Annotated in this window: 18 protein-coding genes; 7 read left to right on the top strand and 11 right to left on the bottom strand. The window is 71.8% G+C overall.

Translation table 11 applies throughout. The features are described from left to right. Positions 1-19: 19 nt before the first annotated feature. On the bottom strand, positions 20-601 hold the full coding sequence (locus tag HCT63_RS11980) for a DUF2017 domain-containing protein (protein ID WP_167004630.1): 582 nt from the start codon (positions 599-601) through the stop codon (positions 20-22). Continuing rightward, entirely contained in the window at positions 598-903 is a 306-nt protein-coding gene (gene clpS, locus HCT63_RS11985) for an ATP-dependent Clp protease adapter ClpS (protein WP_167005016.1), read from the bottom strand. Before clpS ends, HCT63_RS11980 begins: the two co-directional genes overlap by 4 nt. Before the next feature lie 58 nt (positions 904-961). Between clpS and HCT63_RS11990 the strand changes: the two genes are divergently transcribed. The 3 genes from HCT63_RS11990 to HCT63_RS12000 are packed head-to-tail and all read left to right on the top strand — an operon-like array spanning position 962 to position 4,164. Continuing rightward, positions 962-2,272 (top strand): fibronectin type III domain-containing protein, encoded by a 1,311-nt coding sequence (locus HCT63_RS11990; protein ID WP_167004633.1) that lies wholly within the window; start codon positions 962-964, stop codon positions 2,270-2,272. 21 nt (positions 2,273-2,293) lie between these two features. Beyond that, a complete protein-coding gene (locus HCT63_RS11995) occupies positions 2,294-3,613 on the top strand; it encodes a nicotinate phosphoribosyltransferase (RefSeq protein WP_255490664.1) in 1,320 nt (439 codons plus the stop codon). Next, positions 3,610-4,164, top strand: a complete 555-nt coding sequence (locus HCT63_RS12000) for an isochorismatase family protein (protein WP_167004636.1) — start codon at positions 3,610-3,612, stop codon at positions 4,162-4,164. The genes HCT63_RS11995 and HCT63_RS12000 overlap by 4 nt, the downstream gene beginning before the upstream one ends. Before the next feature lie 11 nt (positions 4,165-4,175). On the opposite strand, the gene HCT63_RS12005 is transcribed toward HCT63_RS12000, so the two are convergent. After that, positions 4,176-4,772 carry an acyltransferase gene (locus tag HCT63_RS12005; protein WP_167004639.1) on the bottom strand — a complete coding sequence of 199 codons (597 nt, stop codon included), beginning with the start codon at positions 4,770-4,772 and terminating at the stop codon, positions 4,176-4,178. Next, entirely contained in the window at positions 4,762-5,652 is an 891-nt protein-coding gene (locus HCT63_RS12010; protein ID WP_167004642.1) for an oxygenase MpaB family protein, read from the bottom strand. The genes HCT63_RS12005 and HCT63_RS12010 overlap by 11 nt, the downstream gene beginning before the upstream one ends. A 50-nt stretch (positions 5,653-5,702) precedes the next feature. On the opposite strand from HCT63_RS12010, the gene HCT63_RS12015 reads away from it, so the two are divergent. Further along, entirely contained in the window at positions 5,703-6,584 is an 882-nt protein-coding gene (locus HCT63_RS12015; protein ID WP_167004646.1) for a hypothetical protein, read from the top strand. On the opposite strand, the gene HCT63_RS12020 is transcribed toward HCT63_RS12015, so the two are convergent. From HCT63_RS12020 to HCT63_RS12030, 3 genes are read right to left on the bottom strand one after another with little or no spacing between them, the layout of a single operon-like run. Beyond that, positions 6,581-6,997 carry a hypothetical protein gene (locus HCT63_RS12020; protein WP_167004648.1) on the bottom strand — a complete coding sequence of 139 codons (417 nt, stop codon included), beginning with the start codon at positions 6,995-6,997 and terminating at the stop codon, positions 6,581-6,583. The genes HCT63_RS12015 and HCT63_RS12020 overlap by 4 nt on opposite strands. A gap of 13 nt (positions 6,998-7,010) precedes the next feature. Continuing rightward, on the bottom strand, positions 7,011-8,012 hold the full coding sequence (locus tag HCT63_RS12025; RefSeq protein ID WP_167004651.1) for an alpha/beta hydrolase: 1,002 nt from the start codon (positions 8,010-8,012) through the stop codon (positions 7,011-7,013). Between the two features lie 10 nt (positions 8,013-8,022). Next, the gene (locus tag HCT63_RS12030) at positions 8,023-9,396 is read right to left on the bottom strand and encodes an FAD-linked oxidase C-terminal domain-containing protein (RefSeq protein ID WP_167004654.1); all 1,374 of its coding nucleotides are present in this window, start codon (positions 9,394-9,396) and stop codon (positions 8,023-8,025) included. Positions 9,397-9,417: 21 nt separating this feature from the next. Here HCT63_RS12030 and HCT63_RS12035 point away from each other — a divergent pair, with 21 nt between their 5' ends. The 3 genes from HCT63_RS12035 to HCT63_RS12045 are packed head-to-tail and all read left to right on the top strand — an operon-like array spanning position 9,418 to position 11,385. Beyond that, positions 9,418-9,915 carry an Lrp/AsnC family transcriptional regulator gene (locus HCT63_RS12035; RefSeq protein ID WP_243842999.1) on the top strand — a complete coding sequence of 166 codons (498 nt, stop codon included), beginning with the start codon at positions 9,418-9,420 and terminating at the stop codon, positions 9,913-9,915. 7 nt (positions 9,916-9,922) lie between these two features. Next, positions 9,923-10,807 carry an SDR family NAD(P)-dependent oxidoreductase gene (locus tag HCT63_RS12040; RefSeq protein ID WP_208322394.1) on the top strand — a complete coding sequence of 295 codons (885 nt, stop codon included), beginning with the start codon at positions 9,923-9,925 and terminating at the stop codon, positions 10,805-10,807. Continuing rightward, positions 10,804-11,385, top strand: a complete 582-nt coding sequence (locus HCT63_RS12045; protein ID WP_167004657.1) for a carboxymuconolactone decarboxylase family protein — start codon at positions 10,804-10,806, stop codon at positions 11,383-11,385. Before HCT63_RS12040 ends, HCT63_RS12045 begins: the two co-directional genes overlap by 4 nt. On the opposite strand, the gene HCT63_RS12050 is transcribed toward HCT63_RS12045, so the two are convergent. The 4 genes from HCT63_RS12050 to HCT63_RS12065 are packed head-to-tail and all read right to left on the bottom strand — an operon-like array spanning position 11,358 to position 15,890. Continuing rightward, on the bottom strand, positions 11,358-12,764 hold the full coding sequence (locus HCT63_RS12050) for a M1 family metallopeptidase (RefSeq protein ID WP_167004660.1): 1,407 nt from the start codon (positions 12,762-12,764) through the stop codon (positions 11,358-11,360). The two genes, HCT63_RS12045 and HCT63_RS12050, sit on opposite strands and share 28 nt — an antisense overlap. Before the next feature lie 18 nt (positions 12,765-12,782). Next, complete coding sequence (locus tag HCT63_RS12055; RefSeq protein WP_167004662.1) at positions 12,783-14,594, bottom strand: DEAD/DEAH box helicase; 1,812 nt, start codon at positions 14,592-14,594, stop codon at positions 12,783-12,785. Next, complete coding sequence (locus HCT63_RS12060; protein ID WP_167004664.1) at positions 14,594-15,634, bottom strand: zinc metalloprotease; 1,041 nt, start codon at positions 15,632-15,634, stop codon at positions 14,594-14,596. Before HCT63_RS12060 ends, HCT63_RS12055 begins: the two co-directional genes overlap by 1 nt. Next, positions 15,627-15,890 (bottom strand): DUF3039 domain-containing protein, encoded by a 264-nt coding sequence (locus tag HCT63_RS12065; RefSeq protein ID WP_167004666.1) that lies wholly within the window; start codon positions 15,888-15,890, stop codon positions 15,627-15,629. The genes HCT63_RS12060 and HCT63_RS12065 overlap by 8 nt, the downstream gene beginning before the upstream one ends. Between the last annotated feature and the right edge of the window lie 40 nt (positions 15,891-15,930).

Raw genomic sequence — 15,930 nt, forward strand, 5'->3', positions numbered from 1 at the left:
ACGGTCACCGGCCACGTCGTCAGTCCAGCGCGCTGACAAGCGACTCCTGCACGAAGCCCAGCCAGTCGTAGATGTCGACGACGACGGACACCGCCTGGTCGTCGCTCTCGGCAGCGGCCTCGGCGTCCTCCTCGGACTCGATCCCGAGCCTGACGGCGAGCGCCAGCCGGATGTCGGTCAGCGCCCGCATCCACGACTGCGCAGCACGGTCGCCGAGCTCGACCTCGACCGGGTCCTCGGAGCTCTCGGGGTCCTCGAGATCGAAGCCACCCGCGACCAGCGAGGCCACCACAGCCTGCGCGTTCTCGACCTTCACGGTGGACAGGCCCCGCTCGGTGAAGCGACGGAAGTCACCGGCCGCCTCGTCGTCGTCGCGGTAGGCGTCGGGCAGCAGGCGGCGCAGCACCGGGTCCTCCGGCGGCAACGACGAGCCGGTCGTGCCGAGCTGGCCGAACAGCGGGTCGATCGACGACTCCTCAGGCCCGTTGCGGTCGCGCAGCAGCTCGATGATCTGACCGAGCAGGTTGATGAGGAGCGCCGCCTCGGCCGGCTCGAACTCTGCCCGGATCCGGCCGCGCTTGCGCCGCTCGAACGCCTTCACGCGTCCTCCCGCTGGAGGGTCGCCCACAGGCCGTACTCGTGCATCGCCTGCACGTGCCGCTCCATCTCTTCGCGCGGGCCGGACGAGACCACGGCCCTGCCGTCGTTGTGCACCTTCATCATCAGCTCGTGCGCCTTGGCGTCGGAGTAGCCGAAGTAGTTCTTGAACACGTAGGCCACGTACGACATCAGGTTGACCGGGTCGTTCCAGACGATGGTGACCCACGGTCGGTCGAGCTCGGTGACCTCGTCGGTCTCCGGCTCGTCGAGCTCGATCGGCGCTGGCGTGCTCACCTGCACCATTGTGGCGCACGTGCAAACCCCGATCGCCTGGCCCTGCTGCCCTGCTGTGATGCGGCACATGAGAAGAGCCCTCGCGGCCACCGCCGCTGCCGCCCTGGTCGCTGGCGCCCTCGCAGTCATCCCCTCGCCCGCCACGGCCGGCGACCCGGCCGTACGGCCGGCCGCCACGATCGCCCCGGCCCCCGACCGGGTCATCTCAGGGCCGTTGACGGGCCTGCAACGTCCGGTCGGCCTCGCGATCGGTCCGGACGGACGGATCTTCGTCAGCAACTTCCTCAGCGGGTCGACGCTGGGGTCAGTACGGGTCTTCGCCGCCGACGCCGCGGGCGACACCGCCCCCGGCGCGGTCCTCGACTCGACGTCTCCCGGGATGAGCTTCCTGACGAAGCCCGCCGGCATCGTCGTCGGGACGGACGGCCGACTCCACATGGCGGCGTACAACGACAACGCGATCCGGACGTACGCCGTCCCGGCAAGCGGGAACGGGTTCGTCATGCAGTCGGCGATCGGCGCGGCGACGCTGATCTCCGCACCGAACGACCTCGCGACGACGTCGCCGACCGGCTTGTGGGTGACCAGCGGAGGCACTGACGAAGTCGTCCGCCTGGAGGTCGGCTCCACCACCCGGCTGCGGACGCTCAGCACCTCGGCTCCCCTCGGCGTGGCGGTGCACGGCACGTCGCTCTATGTCAGCGGTGGCAACCCGGCTGCTCCGTACGTCAAGGTCTTCACCGCGGGTGCGAGCGGCCCCGCGACGCCGTCGCGGACGATCTCGGGACCAGCGACCGGCCTCGAGGAGGTGGGCGGCGTGGCCGTCGACCGGTACGGCCGGATCTACGTCGCCAACGGAACGGACGACTCCGTCCGGGTCTTCGCCCCTGGAGCGAACGGCAACGCCGCGCCCGTCTTCGTCATCAGCGGTGCCGCGACGCAGATCGACTACCCGTCGGACCTTGCATTCGACGCTGCGGGGCGCCTGTGGGTTGCCAACGACACCGCGACGGGCAAGGTCCTCCGTCTCCCGGCCCTCGCTGCCCCGCCAGTCCCGCGTCCACCTGCACCGCCGCCCCGTACGACCGCGCCGTCGAAGCCGCGCGCGCTGAAGGTCACCGGCAAGACGACCGCGAAGAAGCGCACCGTCCGCTGGAAGGCACCCGCGCGCAGCGGCGGGACGCGCGTCCTGCGCTACCGCGTGGTGATCAAGAAGGGCAAGAAGGCCCTTCTTGCCCGTACCGTCTCCGCCTCCACGCGGAGGCTGATCGTCAAGCGCAGCAAGCTCCGTACGGGCAGGCTCACGGTCCACGTCCGGGCGGTCAATGCCAAGGGCGCCGGCCCGTACGCGACCACGCGCTTCCGCGTGCGCCGCTAGGAGCCGCACTACGCTGACGCCGTGACCTCCACCGCCTTGCTCACGGACCACTACGAGCTGACGATGCTCCAGGCAGCGCTCGCCGACGGCACCGCTGAGCGGCGCTCGGTGTTCGAGCTGTTCGCACGCCGGCTGCCCGACGGGCGGCGCTACGGCGTGGTCGCAGGGATCGGACGGATCCTCGACGCGATCGAGGCGTTCCGGTTCACCGACGACGACCTCGCGTTCCTCCGCGAGACGTCCGTCGTGGACGAGCCGACACTCGCGTGGCTGGCCGACTACCGGTTCAGCGGCGACGTGTGGGGGTACGCCGAAGGCGAGACCTACTTCCCGCAGTCCCCCGTCCTCGTCGTCGAGGGCACCTTCGGCGAAGCCGTGGTTCTCGAGACGGTGCTGCTCTCGATCCTCAATCACGACTCGGCGATCGCCTCGGCGGCGGCGCGCATGATCGTGGCCGCCGGCGACCGCCCGTGCATCGAGATGGGCTCGCGGCGCACCCACGAGAGTGCCGCGATCGCCTCGGCCCGCGCCGCGTACGTCGGCGGATTCTCGACGACGTCCAACCTTGCGGCCGGGCGCCGTTATGCGATCCCGACCACGGGGACGTCGGCGCACTCGTTCACGCTGCTGCACGACACCGAGCGCGACGCCTTCACCTCCCAGGTCGAGTCGCTGGGCGTCGGCACGACGCTGCTGGTGGACACGTACGACGTCGCGGAGGCGGTACGCCTCGGCATCGAGGTCGCGGGCACCGACCTGGGCGCCGTACGCCTCGACTCCGGCGACCTGCCGCTGCTGGCCAAGCAGGTCCGGCGCCAGCTCGACGACCTCGGCGCGACGGCGACGAAGATCGTCGTGACCAGCGACCTCGACGAGTACGCGATCGCCGGACTCGCCGCGGCGCCGGTCGACGGGTACGGGGTCGGCACATCGTTGGTCACCGGCTCCGGACACCCCACGTGCGGCTTCGTCTACAAGCTCGTCGCGCGGGCCGACGGTCTCGGCGCGGACGCGACCATGGTGTCGGTCGCGAAGGCCAGCAAGGACAAGATCTCGATCGGCGGCCGCAAGTACGTCCTGCGTCGACTCGACGACCGCGGCACAGCGACGGCGGAGGTCATCGGCATCGGCGAGGCCCCCGAGGGCGACCACAACGACCGCCCGCTGCTGGTGCCGCTCGTCCGTGACGGCGAGCGGGTCCACGACGAGCCGCTCGACGTGGCCCGTGACCGGCTCCGCGCCTCGCTGGCCGAGCTACCCTTGCAGGCGCGGCAGCTGTCGCGGGGGGAGCCTGCGATCCCGACTGTCTTCGAGGGCACGGCGAGCGAGGGAGCACGATGAGCAAGGCACTGGTCGTGGTGGACGTGCAAAAGGACTTCTGCGAGGGCGGCTCGCTCGCCGTCGCCGGGGGCGCCGACGTCGCCGAGCGGATCGCGAAGCTCGTCGCCGACGGCGGGTACGACATCGTCGTCGCGACCAAGGACCACCACATCGATCCCGGGACGCACTTCAGCGAGGCTCCCGACTTCGTCGACTCGTGGCCGCCGCACTGCGTCGTCGGCACGGAGGGCAACCAGCTCCACGAGCCGCTCCGCGAGGACATGTTCGCGGCGGTCTTCGAAAAGGGGCAGTTCGACGCGGCCTACTCCGGTTTCGAGGGCACGGCCACCGGGTCCGAGGACGCTCTCGACGCGTGGCTGCGCGACCGCGGCGTGGACGCGGTCGACGTCGTCGGGATCGCGACCGACTACTGCGTACGGGCGACCGCCCTCGACGCGGCAGCGAACGGCTTCGCGACGACTGTGCTCATGGATCTCACGGCTCCGGTGTCCGAGGCCAACCTCGCCAAGACCCGCGCCGACCTCGACGCGGCGGGCGTCATCCTCGCCTGACCGCTCCGCGCTCAGTCGTACGAGATCGTCCGCACGACCTGCGCCGGGGCACCCGCGGCGACCGAGAACGCCGGCACGTCCCGCGTGACGACGGAGTTCGCGCCGATCACGCACCGCTCGCCGATCGTCACACCGCTCGTCACGACGACGTTGGCGCCGAGCCAGCAGTTGTCGCCGATCACCGTCGGCCCCTTCGACGTGAAGCCCTGCCACGGCACGGGCACCCCGGGATCGTCGAACCGGTGCGCCGAGTCCGTGATCAGGCACCCGTTCGCGATCATGCAGTGCGCCCCGATCTCGACACGCTGCGACGCCGCGACCATGACTCCGAGATTGAGGAACGTCCCCTCGCCGATCACGATCCGCGCGTCCGGGCCCCCGGTGATCCAGACGCCCGGCTCGAGGAACACCTGCGGCCCGACCTCGAGGCGCCCGTCGCGCAGCATCTCGAGCGCCTCGCCGTACACGACTCCTCGGGCGTACGCACGCCTGCGCGCCAGCTCCACCGTGAGCCGCGCGCGGTTCAGCGGGCGCGTCGCCCGGCCGTACCAGCGCTGCTTGCGCCACCACTCGAGGGCGAGCTCGTACGTGCTGAGCTCACTCGACATGCGTGCCGAGATCCTCGATCCGGTAGCCGCCGGGCAGGTACGTCCGCACGACCCCGCGGTCCTCGGGACGCGACGGCTTCGACCGTGGCGGCGCGAGCCGCAGCAACCGGCCACGCAGCTTGAGCGCGCCCCTCGAGAGCGCGACCACCGCGCGAGGCGGCGTCGCATAACCGAAGGCCTCACGCACGTGGTCGTCCATGATCGCCCGCGAGAAGACCTCGACCCCGCGACGCAGCACCTTGGGGTAGTACGAGCACAGCAGGTCGAGCGTCGCGTCGGCGACCTCGCGTGAGCGCGCGTCGAACGCGAAGTTCTTGCGCTCGTAGTCGTCGAGCAGCGTCTCGAACTCCTCGTACGAGGCCGGGATGTCCTTGATGCCCATCAGCTCGCCCATCCGCGTGTACGAACGTGTCGAGGCCTCGACCTCGGCGCGGCTGAGCTCGCGCCACCCGTAGTCGGCGATCCATCGCACCGGCGTGACGACGAACGTCGCCAGCACGTAGCGCATGTCGTCGTTGCTGATGTCGTACGACCCGTGCATCTTGTTCATGCGGCGGACGGCGCCGCGGCCGCCCGGCGACTCGAGCCCGTGCTCGATCACCGCGTCGAGCACGAGCACGGTGTCGTCGTGCCGCTTCTGGGTGCGTGCGGTGAACTCGTGGGTCTCGTGCAGCAGCACCCCGATCGACGGCACCGCGAACGTCCGGAACAGCGCGAAGCTCAACGCCTGCTGGATGTCCCACGGGAACTCGTACCGGGCGTTGATGACCGAGATCCGCTCGAAGTCGTCGACGGGGTCGAGGGTGGCGATGACGCGAGGCCAGGCGTCACGGCGGAAGCGGTCGCGACCTCGGGGCGGAGACGGATCAGTGCGCGCCATAGCCAGACGCTACTGGCTGCGGGCGCCGATGTCTGCACTAGATTCAAGGGGTGAGTGCTCCGTTCCTGGTCGATCTCGCCTCCGACGCCGCCTCGCTCGTCGAGGGTGCGCCGCCCTTGACCGACGTCATCGCTGCGCACGTCGCACGTCGTACGGCCGCGGGTGACGTCGTCGACGTCCTCGGCCCTCTCGTGGTCTCGGACACCGCGCTCCCGTCGGTCCAAGGGGTGGTCGACTCCCTCGGCACCGACCCGCTGGACGTGGTCGTCACGGTCACCGGCGGCGCCGGTGCGATCGAGCCTGCCGTCCGTTGGGCGGTGCGGCAGCCGGGGATCCGGCTGCGGGGCCTGGTCGCCGCGGTCCGCGACCTCGACGACCTCACGCGCGGCGCACACCGGGTGGCGGCGATGGTGTCCCAGCTTGACGCCGAGGGGCTTCTCGACGAGGTCCGGGTCGATGTGAGCCTGCCGCTCTACGCGCGTACGGAAGGCTCGTCACGCTGGCAGCACGCGCTCGACACGCTCGCCATGGAGGACCTCCACCTGCTCCTGCGCACCGGCGGCGCCGACGCGGACGACACACCCTCTCCCGAGACCCTCGCCGGCGCGATCGGCGACGCGCTCGACCGCGAGGTGGCCTTCTCGTGCGCAGGTGATCTCGCGCATGCGGTCGCGTGGCGCGAGCCCGACACCAGCCGCGTACGCCACGGGGTGCTGAACATCCTTCTCGCGACGCGCGCCAGCCTCGACGGCGCGAACGCCACCGACATCGCGGAGCGCCTGACGATCGCCGACCCCGAGCGCGTCGTGGCTGACCTCGGGATCATCGGCGAGGCCGGCCTGCAGTCCGCCCGACGATGGTTCGCCGGGGTCGCGTCCGACGACGTGGACGCGACGCTCGCCGACCTGCGCACCCTCGCGCTGCTCCCCTAGCTCGCGCCTCGGGTCGCACGGCGCCGCACCGTGCGCAGCATCCGCGTCGTGGCGACGACGTGGAAGCGCGTGCCGATGACGAGCAGCCGGTACGCCGCACCGTGCGGCCCCGGGAACGCCGCGTACGACCGGGCGCTCAGCCGCGTCGCTCCCCCGGCCGCGTCCTCGAGCGCGAAGACCAGGCGATAGCGGGAGAAGTGGTGACGGCCCGTGAGGGCGAGCCGCTCGCCGGGGATGCGCTCGTCGACGTCGAACCCGCCCGGCGGATCGGTCCCGAGGATCCGCGAGATCAGCGGGCTCGCAGCCTCGGCGAGATCGTGGGTCGCGTACTGCTCCAGCGCCGCCCACACGACGCTGCGCGGGGCGGCGACGACGCGGGCGTGCTCGTCGATGTACGGCAGGGACCCGGTCATGGTGCTCCTAGGCCTAGCCGCCCGTGGCCGCACGGACGAACGCGACGATCTCGTCCCGTGCCCGCGTGGCTGACGGCGACGCTCCTGGCAGGCTCACGAACCCGTGGACGGTGTCGGCGTAGTCGGTCAGCGTCACCGTGCCGCCCTTGCCCTCCAGCGCCTCGGCATAGGCGACCCCGTTGTCGCGCAGCGGGTCGTGCCCCGCGATCTGGATCAGCGCCGGCACCCGCGCCCCTGCGAGGGACCCGTGCAGCGGCGCCGCCGTCGGCGCGTACGGGTCGGCGCCGTCGAGGTAGAGCCGGACGAACGCCCGCATCCCCCGCGACGTGAGCACCGGCGCGTCGGCGAACTCGACCTCCGAGGGCAGGACGGCCTCCATCTCGACCGCCGGGTAGACGAGCACCTGTGCGACGGGGCGCGGCCCGCCCTCCTCGACCGCGATGGCGGCGACGACGGCCGCGAGGTTGCCGCCCGCGCTGTCCCCGGCGACGATCAGTGCCGCAGGGTCTCCGCCGAGCTCACCGGCGTGCTCGGCGACCCACTGGAGCGCTGCCCAGGCGTCGAGCACCGCGGCCGGGTAGGGGTGCTCGGGTGCGAGCCGGTACGCGACGGAGACCACGAGGCACGGCGTCATCACGGCCAGGTGGGTCGCGAGCCACTCGTCCTGCTCCGGATCTCCGAGCACCCAGCCGCCACCGTGAAAGAGGACGACGACCGGCAGCGGCTCCGGGCCGGGGCTCGGCGGCTGGTAGACGCGCAGCCGCAGCGTCACCGGTTCGGTCTCGGGCGCGACTCCGGGGATCGTCACCGGAGCCATCTCGACGAGCCGGTCGGCGATCTGGGCGTCCGGGTGCGGCGCGCCGGCGACCAGCCGGCCGACCGGGCTCGCCAGCAGCTTTGCGCGCCTGGTCCGGCGGGCCGGGATCTCCTCGCGCGAGGCTTGGTCGATCGGCGTGTTGACGAGCCGCTCGATCGCGGCGAACACGCGCGTACGCAGGGGCAGGGGCGCAGCCATGGCGGTCAGACTAGAGGACCTTGCCCGGATTGAGGAGGCCCTGCGGATCGAGCGCGTCCTTGACCGCGCGCTGCACTGCCATCCCCACCGGGCCGAGCTCGCGCGCGAGCAGCTCGCGCTTGAGGACGCCCACGCCGTGCTCGCCGGTGATGGTCCCGCCGAGCGCGAGACCGAGCACCATGATGTCGTCGAAGGCGGAGCGCGCACGCGCGGCCTCGTCCGGATCGTCGGCATCGAAGATCACGCACGGGTGGAAGTTGCCGTCTCCCGCGTGGCCGACCACACCGACCACCACCTCGCGCTTCGCGGCGATCTCCTCGACGCCGTCGACCAGGTCCGCGATCCGGTTGCGCGGCACGCAGACGTCGTCGACCATCGTCGTGCCCATCGCCTCGAACGCGGTGAGGACCTCGCGGCGCGCCGTGAGCAGCAGCGCCGCCTCCGCCTCGTCGGCGGCGAGCACCACGTCGTACGCCCCCGCGCCGCGCAGGTGGCCGGCGATCTCGGCGATCTCCTCCTCTCCCGCGAGCCCCGCCGCGTCGGACTGGGCGAGGACGAGCGCGCCGACCTCCTCCTCGAAGCCGAGGTGGAACGCGTCGTTCACGGCGTGCAGGCTGGTCCCGTCCATCAGCTCGAGCAGGTTGGGGATCACTGCCGAGCGGGTGATCGCGGCGATCCCCTCGGCGGCGTCGTGGACCGAGCCGAACGTCGCCGCGAGGGTCCGTGGACGGTGCGCGGCGGGCCGCAGCCGCAGCGTCGCCTCGGTGATGATGCCGAGCGTGCCCTCCGACCCGACGAAGAGCCGCGTCAGGTCGTACCCGGCGACGCCCTTGACCGTACGGCGTCCGGTCCGCAGCACCTCGCCCGACGCGAGGACGACCTCGAGCGCGAGGACGTAGTCCGTGGTCACGCCGTACTTCACGCAGCACAGGCCGCCCGAGTTGGTCGCGAGGTTGCCGCCGATCGTGCAGAACTCCCACGAGCTGGGGTCCGGCGGATAGAACAGCCCCTGCTCCGCGACGGCGCGCGACAGGTCAGCGTTGAAGACACCGGGCTGCGTGACCACGAGGCGCTCGTCGGCATCGATCTCGAGGACCCTGTCCATCCGCTCGAGTGCGATCACGAGGCCCCCGTCGACGGCGTTGGCCGCACCGGACAGCCCGCTGCGCGCCCCCTGCGCGACGACCGGGACTCCGTGCGCCGCTGCGACTCGCACCGCCTCGGCGACGTCGGCGGTCTCGCGGGCCAGCACGACCGCGCACGGCGTGCCGGCGTCGCAGAACATCGCCCGGTCGGTGCGGTACGAGGCGAGCCGGTCCGGGTCCGTCACGACGACCTCACCGAGCGCGTCGACCAGTGCCTGCACGAACGCGTCGTTGGACATACCTCACCCTATGCTGACCGGGTGGCCCCGATCGACGACCTCGACGCCCAGATCGTCCGCCTGTTCCTCGACGAGCCCAAGATCGGCGTGCTCGAGGCCTCGCGGCGACTCGGCGTCGCCCGTGCGACCGTCCAGTCGCGGCTCGACCGTCTTGCCGAGCGCGGTGTGATCGCCTCCTGGTCGCCGACCGTGTCGCCCGCCGCGCTGGGGTTCCCGGTGACCGCGTTCCTCACGCTGGAGGTCGTGCAGAGTGCCGGACGACCACCTGCCGCCGACCACCTCGCATCGATCCCCGAGGTCCTCGAGGCGTGCACGATCACCGGCGCCGGCGACCTGTGGTGCCGCGTCGTCGCGCGCTCCAACGCCGATCTCCAGCGTGTCCTGGACGCGGTCGTCTCGGAGCCGTCGATCGTCCGCGTCGCGACCGTCATCGCGCTCCAGACGGAGCTGGCGCCGCGGGTCGCTCCGCTGCTCGACGCCACGGCGGCCCTCGACACCGCGGTGCCACCCACGTCATAGTGTGCGCGTGGCAACCCCAGACGGACTCGCAGGCCGACGTGTGCTCGTGACCGGTGCCGCACGCGGCATCGGAGCGGCGCTGGGTGTACGCCTCGCCGAGCGCGGCGCGCAGGTGGCCCTTCTCGGCCTCGAGCCGGACGCGCTCGCCACGACCGCCGCACGCGCGGGCGACGCTCCCTGGTTCGCGTGCGACGTCACCGACCGGGCGGCGCTCGAGGAGTCGGTCACCGCCGCGGTCGCGGCGCTCGGCGGCCTGGATGTCGTCGTCGCCAACGCCGGCATCGCCGCGCAGCTGCCCCTCGTCGGCGGCGACCCGTACGTCTGGGACCGGACCCTCGCGGTGAACCTCACGGGCGTGTACGACACCGTGCGCTTCGCCGGGCCGCACGTGAGCCACGACCGCGGGTACGCCCTGCTCGTCTCGTCCCTCGCCGCGGCCGTGCACCTCCCGCTGATGGGCGCGTACTCCGCGTCGAAGGCCGGGGTGGAGGCGCTCGGTGACGCGCTGCGGATCGAGCTCGCACCGAGCGGTGCCCGCGTGGGGGTCGCCTACTTCGGCGAGCTCGACACCGACATGACCAGCCGCGGGTTCGGCACCGAGGCGGCGACCAGGCTCGTCCGCGGCACCCCGCTCGGCCGGGTCGCTCCGCTCGACCACGCGATCGATGCCCTCGAGCGCGGGATCGCCCGACGCTCCCGCGTCGTCATGTCGCCGCGCTTCGTCCGCGCGGCACTGCCCGCCCGCTCGGCCGTCCAGCGGGCGATCGAGCGCACCCTGCGTCGTTCGCGCGTACGCCATGCGCTCGACATCGCGCGTCACGAGGATGCCTCGCTGACCACACCTCAACCCGGGCGGTCTGCCGTACGGCGCGAGCCCGAGGACGTCGTATGACGTCTCCTCCTCGCGTCTCACCCGGGGGTCGGCGCGACCTCGGTCTGCTGAATGCCACGCTCGCCCGAGTCGCCTCGCGCGTCGTCGGGGTCCGCGATGTCCACCTGTTCTCCGTGCTGGGTCGCACGCGCGGCCTCTTCCGAGGCTGGCTGCACTACTCGGGACGGCTCATGCCGTTCGGGACGCTCCCGCGCCGTCAGGCCGAGCTGGTGATCCTCCGGGTCGCCGCGCTACGGGAGTCGGCGTACGAGCTGGACCACCACAGGCGTCTCGGCGCGCGCGCAGGCCTGCGTGCCGAGGAGATCGCGGCGGCCACCGATCCCGATGGCCGGTGGCCGTGGGCGGAGGACGACCGGGTACTCCTCGACACCGCCGACGCGCTCGTCCGCACGCGCGACGTCGACGACGTGACGTGGGAGGCGCTGGCCGCCCGGTTCTCGCCGCGCGCGCTGGTCGAGATCGTCCTGCTGGTGTGCCAGTACGACGGCCTTGCGACGACCCTGCACACCCTGCGCGTCCCGCTCGATGTGAGCGCAGGCCGGGCCGGAGCTCAGAGTGCCGGACGCTTGCCGCTGTAGAGCCAGGCGTCGAACAACGTGTCGAGCTGCTGACCGCTGACCTTCTCGGCGAGTGCGACGAACTGGGCGGTCGTGCCGTGACCGTCCTTGCGCTCGCTCACCCACCGCCGCAGCAGCGAGAAGAACGCGGCGTCGCCGATCTCGCCACGCAACGCGTGGGCGGTCATCGCGCCGCGCACGTAGACCTCGTAGTCGAAGATGTGGTTGCGGCCGGGCTTGCCGATCGGGAGCCGCCAGAACCATGCGCCCTTGACCGAGTACCAGGAGTCGAAGACCGTCTCGACGTCGTCGAGCCCGCGCGACTCGTCCCACATCCACTCCATGTAGGTGGCGAGCCCCTCGTTGAGCCAGATGTCGCGCCACCGACGCAGGGAGACGGAGTTGCCGAACCACTGGTGGGCGATCTCGTGGGCGACGACCGACGTGTTGCGCCGCGCGTCGAGGCTCGAAGCACGGCGGAAGAAGGTGGAGTCGTAGACCGGACGCGCCTGCGTCTCGAGCGCGAACTCGAGCGGTGCCGAGGTGACGACACCGCCGAGGTCGGCGTACGGGTACGGGCCGAGGTGGCGGCTGAGGAACGCGGTCACCTGCGGCGTCGCGCGCAGCGAGCGGATGGCGCGTCGCCGCAGCGCCGGGCTCATCGCCTTGTCGTACGCATAGAGGTAGCGGACGCCGTTGACCTTGCCACGGTCGATGCGGAAGCGTCCCCACGCCGCGAACGCGAGGTAGGTCGCCATCGGCTTGCGCATGACCCAGCGCCACTGGTTGCCACCGGCAACCGCGCGGTGGCTGGCGAGGCGTCCGACGCTCAGCGCCTGCTGGCCGCGAGGCGCGCGCAGCCGGATGTCGAACGTCGCCTTGTCGCTCGGGTGGTCGTTGCTCGCGAACCACCACGGCGCGACCTGGGGCTGGCCGACGGCAACGGCGCCGCTCTTGGTCGTCAGGAAGGGGGTGACCCCCTTCTCGCGCACCGACGCCGGCCGCCCTGCGTAGCGCACCGTCACGACGAACCGCGCGCCCTTGCGGATCGCGCGAGCGGGCGTGACGACGAGCTCGCGACCGCGCTGGGTCAGTCGTGCCTTCCGTCCATCGACGCGCACCGACGAGGCATCGAGAAGCAGGTCGAGGTTGAAGCGGGTCAGCCGCTTGAAAGCGACCGCGCGGATCCGGGTCGTCCCCTTCAGCCGTGCGCGAGGCGCGTCGTACGCCGCGTTGATCCGGTAGTGGCGGACGTCGTAGCCACCGTTGCCGTGACGCGGGAAGTAGGGGTCGCCGGCGCCCGGTCCACCGACGGTGCTGTCAGCAGCCGAGGCCGTCGGGGCAACGGCGACCGTGGCCGCGACGAGGACGGCCGTCACCATGGCGAGGAAGGGGCGCATGCCCGGAACATTACGGCGTCACGCCGACGGCTTGCTCGCCCACTCACGAATCTTGTCGATGCGCGCACGGAGGTCGTCCGCCGACGCGCTCGCGGCCGGCGGACCGCCGCACGCCTCGCGGAGGCGGTTGTGGGTGACGCCGTGCGGCGCTCCGGTCCGGTGGTGCCACGCGCCGACCAGCCCGTTGAGCTCGCGACGCAGCATCGCCCGCAGCTCGTGCGCCGTCGGCTCGTGCAGCTTCGGCCCCGGGGGCGGCGCAGGTGCCTGCTCGTCGGCCGCTGAGGCTGCGGCCGCCGCGGCCGACGCACCGGCCGCGCGCTCGGCCCCTCGCGAGCGCGCGTGGTGCAGCAGCTCGCGGACCTGATCGGGCTCGAGCAGCCCCGGGATGCCGAGGAAGTCCATCTCCTCCTCGGAGCCGACGGCGACCTCGCCCTCGTGGCCGAACTCACCGCCGTCGTACAGCACACGGTCGAACGACGCCTCGCTGTCGAGCGCCTCGAACGAGAACTCCTCGAGACCGCCCTCGGACTCGGTCGCCTGCGCGGCCGCGATCAGCGCGTCGTCGAGCGCATAGGGGTCGTCGGGGTCAGCGTCCGGGCGACCGAGCACGTGGTCGCGCTCGATCTCCAGCTCGGCGGCCAGACCGAGCACGCGCGGCACGCTGGGCACGAACACGGTCGCCGTCTCGCCGCGCCGCCGGGCCCGGACGAAGCGGCCGACGGCCTGGGCGAAGAACAGGGGCGTCGAGGTGATGGTCGCGTACACGCCGACCGCGAGCCGGGGCACGTCGACGCCCTCGCTGACCATCCGGACCGCGACCATCCACCGGTCGTCGGAGTCGGCGAACGCACTGATCCGCGCGCTGGCCTCCTTCTCGTCGGAGAGCACGACCGAGGGCCCCGTGCCGGTGATCTCCCGCAGGATCTTGGCGTAGGCACGGGCGGAGTTCTGGTCGCTCGCGATCACGAGCCCGCCAGCGTCGGGGACGTGGCGCCGCACCTCGGACAGCCGCTTGTCGGCGGCGGCGAGGACGGACGGGATCCACGAGCCCTTGGGATCGAGCGCCGTACGGAGCGCCTGCGCGGTGAGGTCCTTGGTCATCGGCTCACCCAGGCGGGCGGCCACCTCGTCGCCGGCGCGCGTGCGCCACCGCAGGTCGCCGGAGTAGGCCATGAACAGCACCGGACGGACGACCCCGTCGGCGAGCGCCTCCGAGTAGCCGTACGAGTAGTCGGCGACGCTGCGGCCGATGCCGTCGGAGCCCGGGGCGTACGTGACGAAAGGGATCGGGTTGGTGTCGGACCGGAACGGCGTGCCGGTCAGGGCAAGACGACGCGTCGCCGGCTCGAACGCCTCGCGGACCGCGTCGCCCCACGACAGCGCGTCACCGGCGTGGTGCACCTCGTCGAGGATGACGAGGGTGCGGAAGCGTTCGGTGCGCAGCCGGTAGGCCGTCGGGTTCGTCGCGACTCCGGCGTAGGTGAGCGCGAAGCCGCGGTAGTCCGACGCCATGGCACCGCTGCGTCCGTTGAACGACGGGTCGAGTGGGATGCCCGCCCTTTCGCCCGCCTCGGACCACTGGGTCTTGAGGTGGTCGGTCGGCGCCACGACGACGACGCGTTCGACGACGCGTGCCTCGAGCAGCTTCGCGGCCACCGTCAGCGCGAAAGTGGTCTTGCCCGCCCCAGGGGTCGCGACCGCGAGGAAGTCTCGCGGGTTGCGCTCGCCATAGAGCGTGAGTGCGTCAGCCTGCCACGCGCGCAGCTTGGGGGCGGTGCCCCATGCTGCACGATCGGGATAGGCCGGTGGGAGATGCGCGGCCCCGGACATCAGCGGCGATACACCCGCCAGAGCTTGCGCATCCGGTCGATCTGACCGGGCGTGAAGTGGTGCATGCACCGGTCGTACGAGTAGTCCATGAAGTTGTGGATCGGGTCCAGTCCCGGTGACGGGCAGGTGTCGCGGCCCTTGGGGCACTCGAAGCTCGGGACCCGCTCGGCGGGTGTGTCAGCGACTCGGTCGTTCTTCTTGCCGCAGCCGCCGTGGAACGTGTGGTAGAGCCCGAGCCAGTGGCCGGTCTCGTGGACGGCCGTGTCGCCCTTGTTGTAGCCGCGGAACCGTCCGCCCGGCATCGAGTCCTTGTGGATGACCACACCGTCCGTCGCGAGCTTCTTCTTGGCGCGCTGCGGGAACGTCGCGTAGCCCAGGAGCTGGAGACCCCCACGCTCGGTCGGCGCACCGATGTAGAGGTTGAGGTCGCGCTTCTTGCCGCGGTGGAGCTCCTTGCGCATCTTGCGCGACGCCTTGGAGCCGAGTGACGCGTAGTACCACGACTTGTTGACGGCGGTGTCGACCTTCTTGACCGAGAACCGGAACCGGGCGCTGCGGGCCTGGCTCCACTGCTTGCCGGCGTAGGCGCGGTTCATCACCTTGATCTGCCGCCGGATCTTGGCGCGGCTGACGGCCTTGGCCTTGGTCGAGGGCTTGATCACGTGGACGTACACGCGCACCTTGATGCGGTGGGGCGCGTCGCCCCGGGCCTCGGGGCTCGTGCGGGCCGAAGGGTCCGCAGCGAGACGGCGCTCGAGGTCCCGCTCGTACGCCGCGGCCGTCGCATCTGACGGCTCAGGGCCGCGGACGACGCCGTCGAGCCCCTTGAGCGTGCGTGCGGACAATGCCTCGGCGTCGCCAGGGTCGCAGGCGTCGTGAGAGGTGTGTCCGTCGCCCTCTGCGGGGTCAATGCCCTCTGCGGCGGCCGCGGGTGTCGTGACCGCTCCCGACAGGACCGAGCCGCTCAGCAGCAGGCTGCTGCTGGCCACGAGGACGGTCAACAGCAGCGGCAGCGCGCGACGTCGGCCGCGCTCAGTCATCGCCACCGGCGTCGTCAGCGTTAAGCGACGCCCAGATCTCCTTGCACTCCGGGCACACGGGGAAGCGCTGCGGGTCACGACTGGGCACCCAGACCTTGCCGCAGAGCGCCACGACAGGCGTGCCCTCGATCATCGCCTCGGTGAGCTTGTCCTTGGGGACGTAGTGCGAGAAGCGCTCGTGGTCACCGTCGTCGAGACGCGGTTGCGTACGGACGTCCTCGGACGTCTGGGCTCCGGGGCTGAAGGTGGTGGACACCTCCGCAGTCTATGTCAGGCAGGTCGTCCGCCCCAGTCCG

Source organism: Mumia sp. ZJ430 (genome assembly GCF_011751845.1).
Taxonomy (GTDB): domain Bacteria; phylum Actinomycetota; class Actinomycetes; order Propionibacteriales; family Nocardioidaceae; genus Mumia.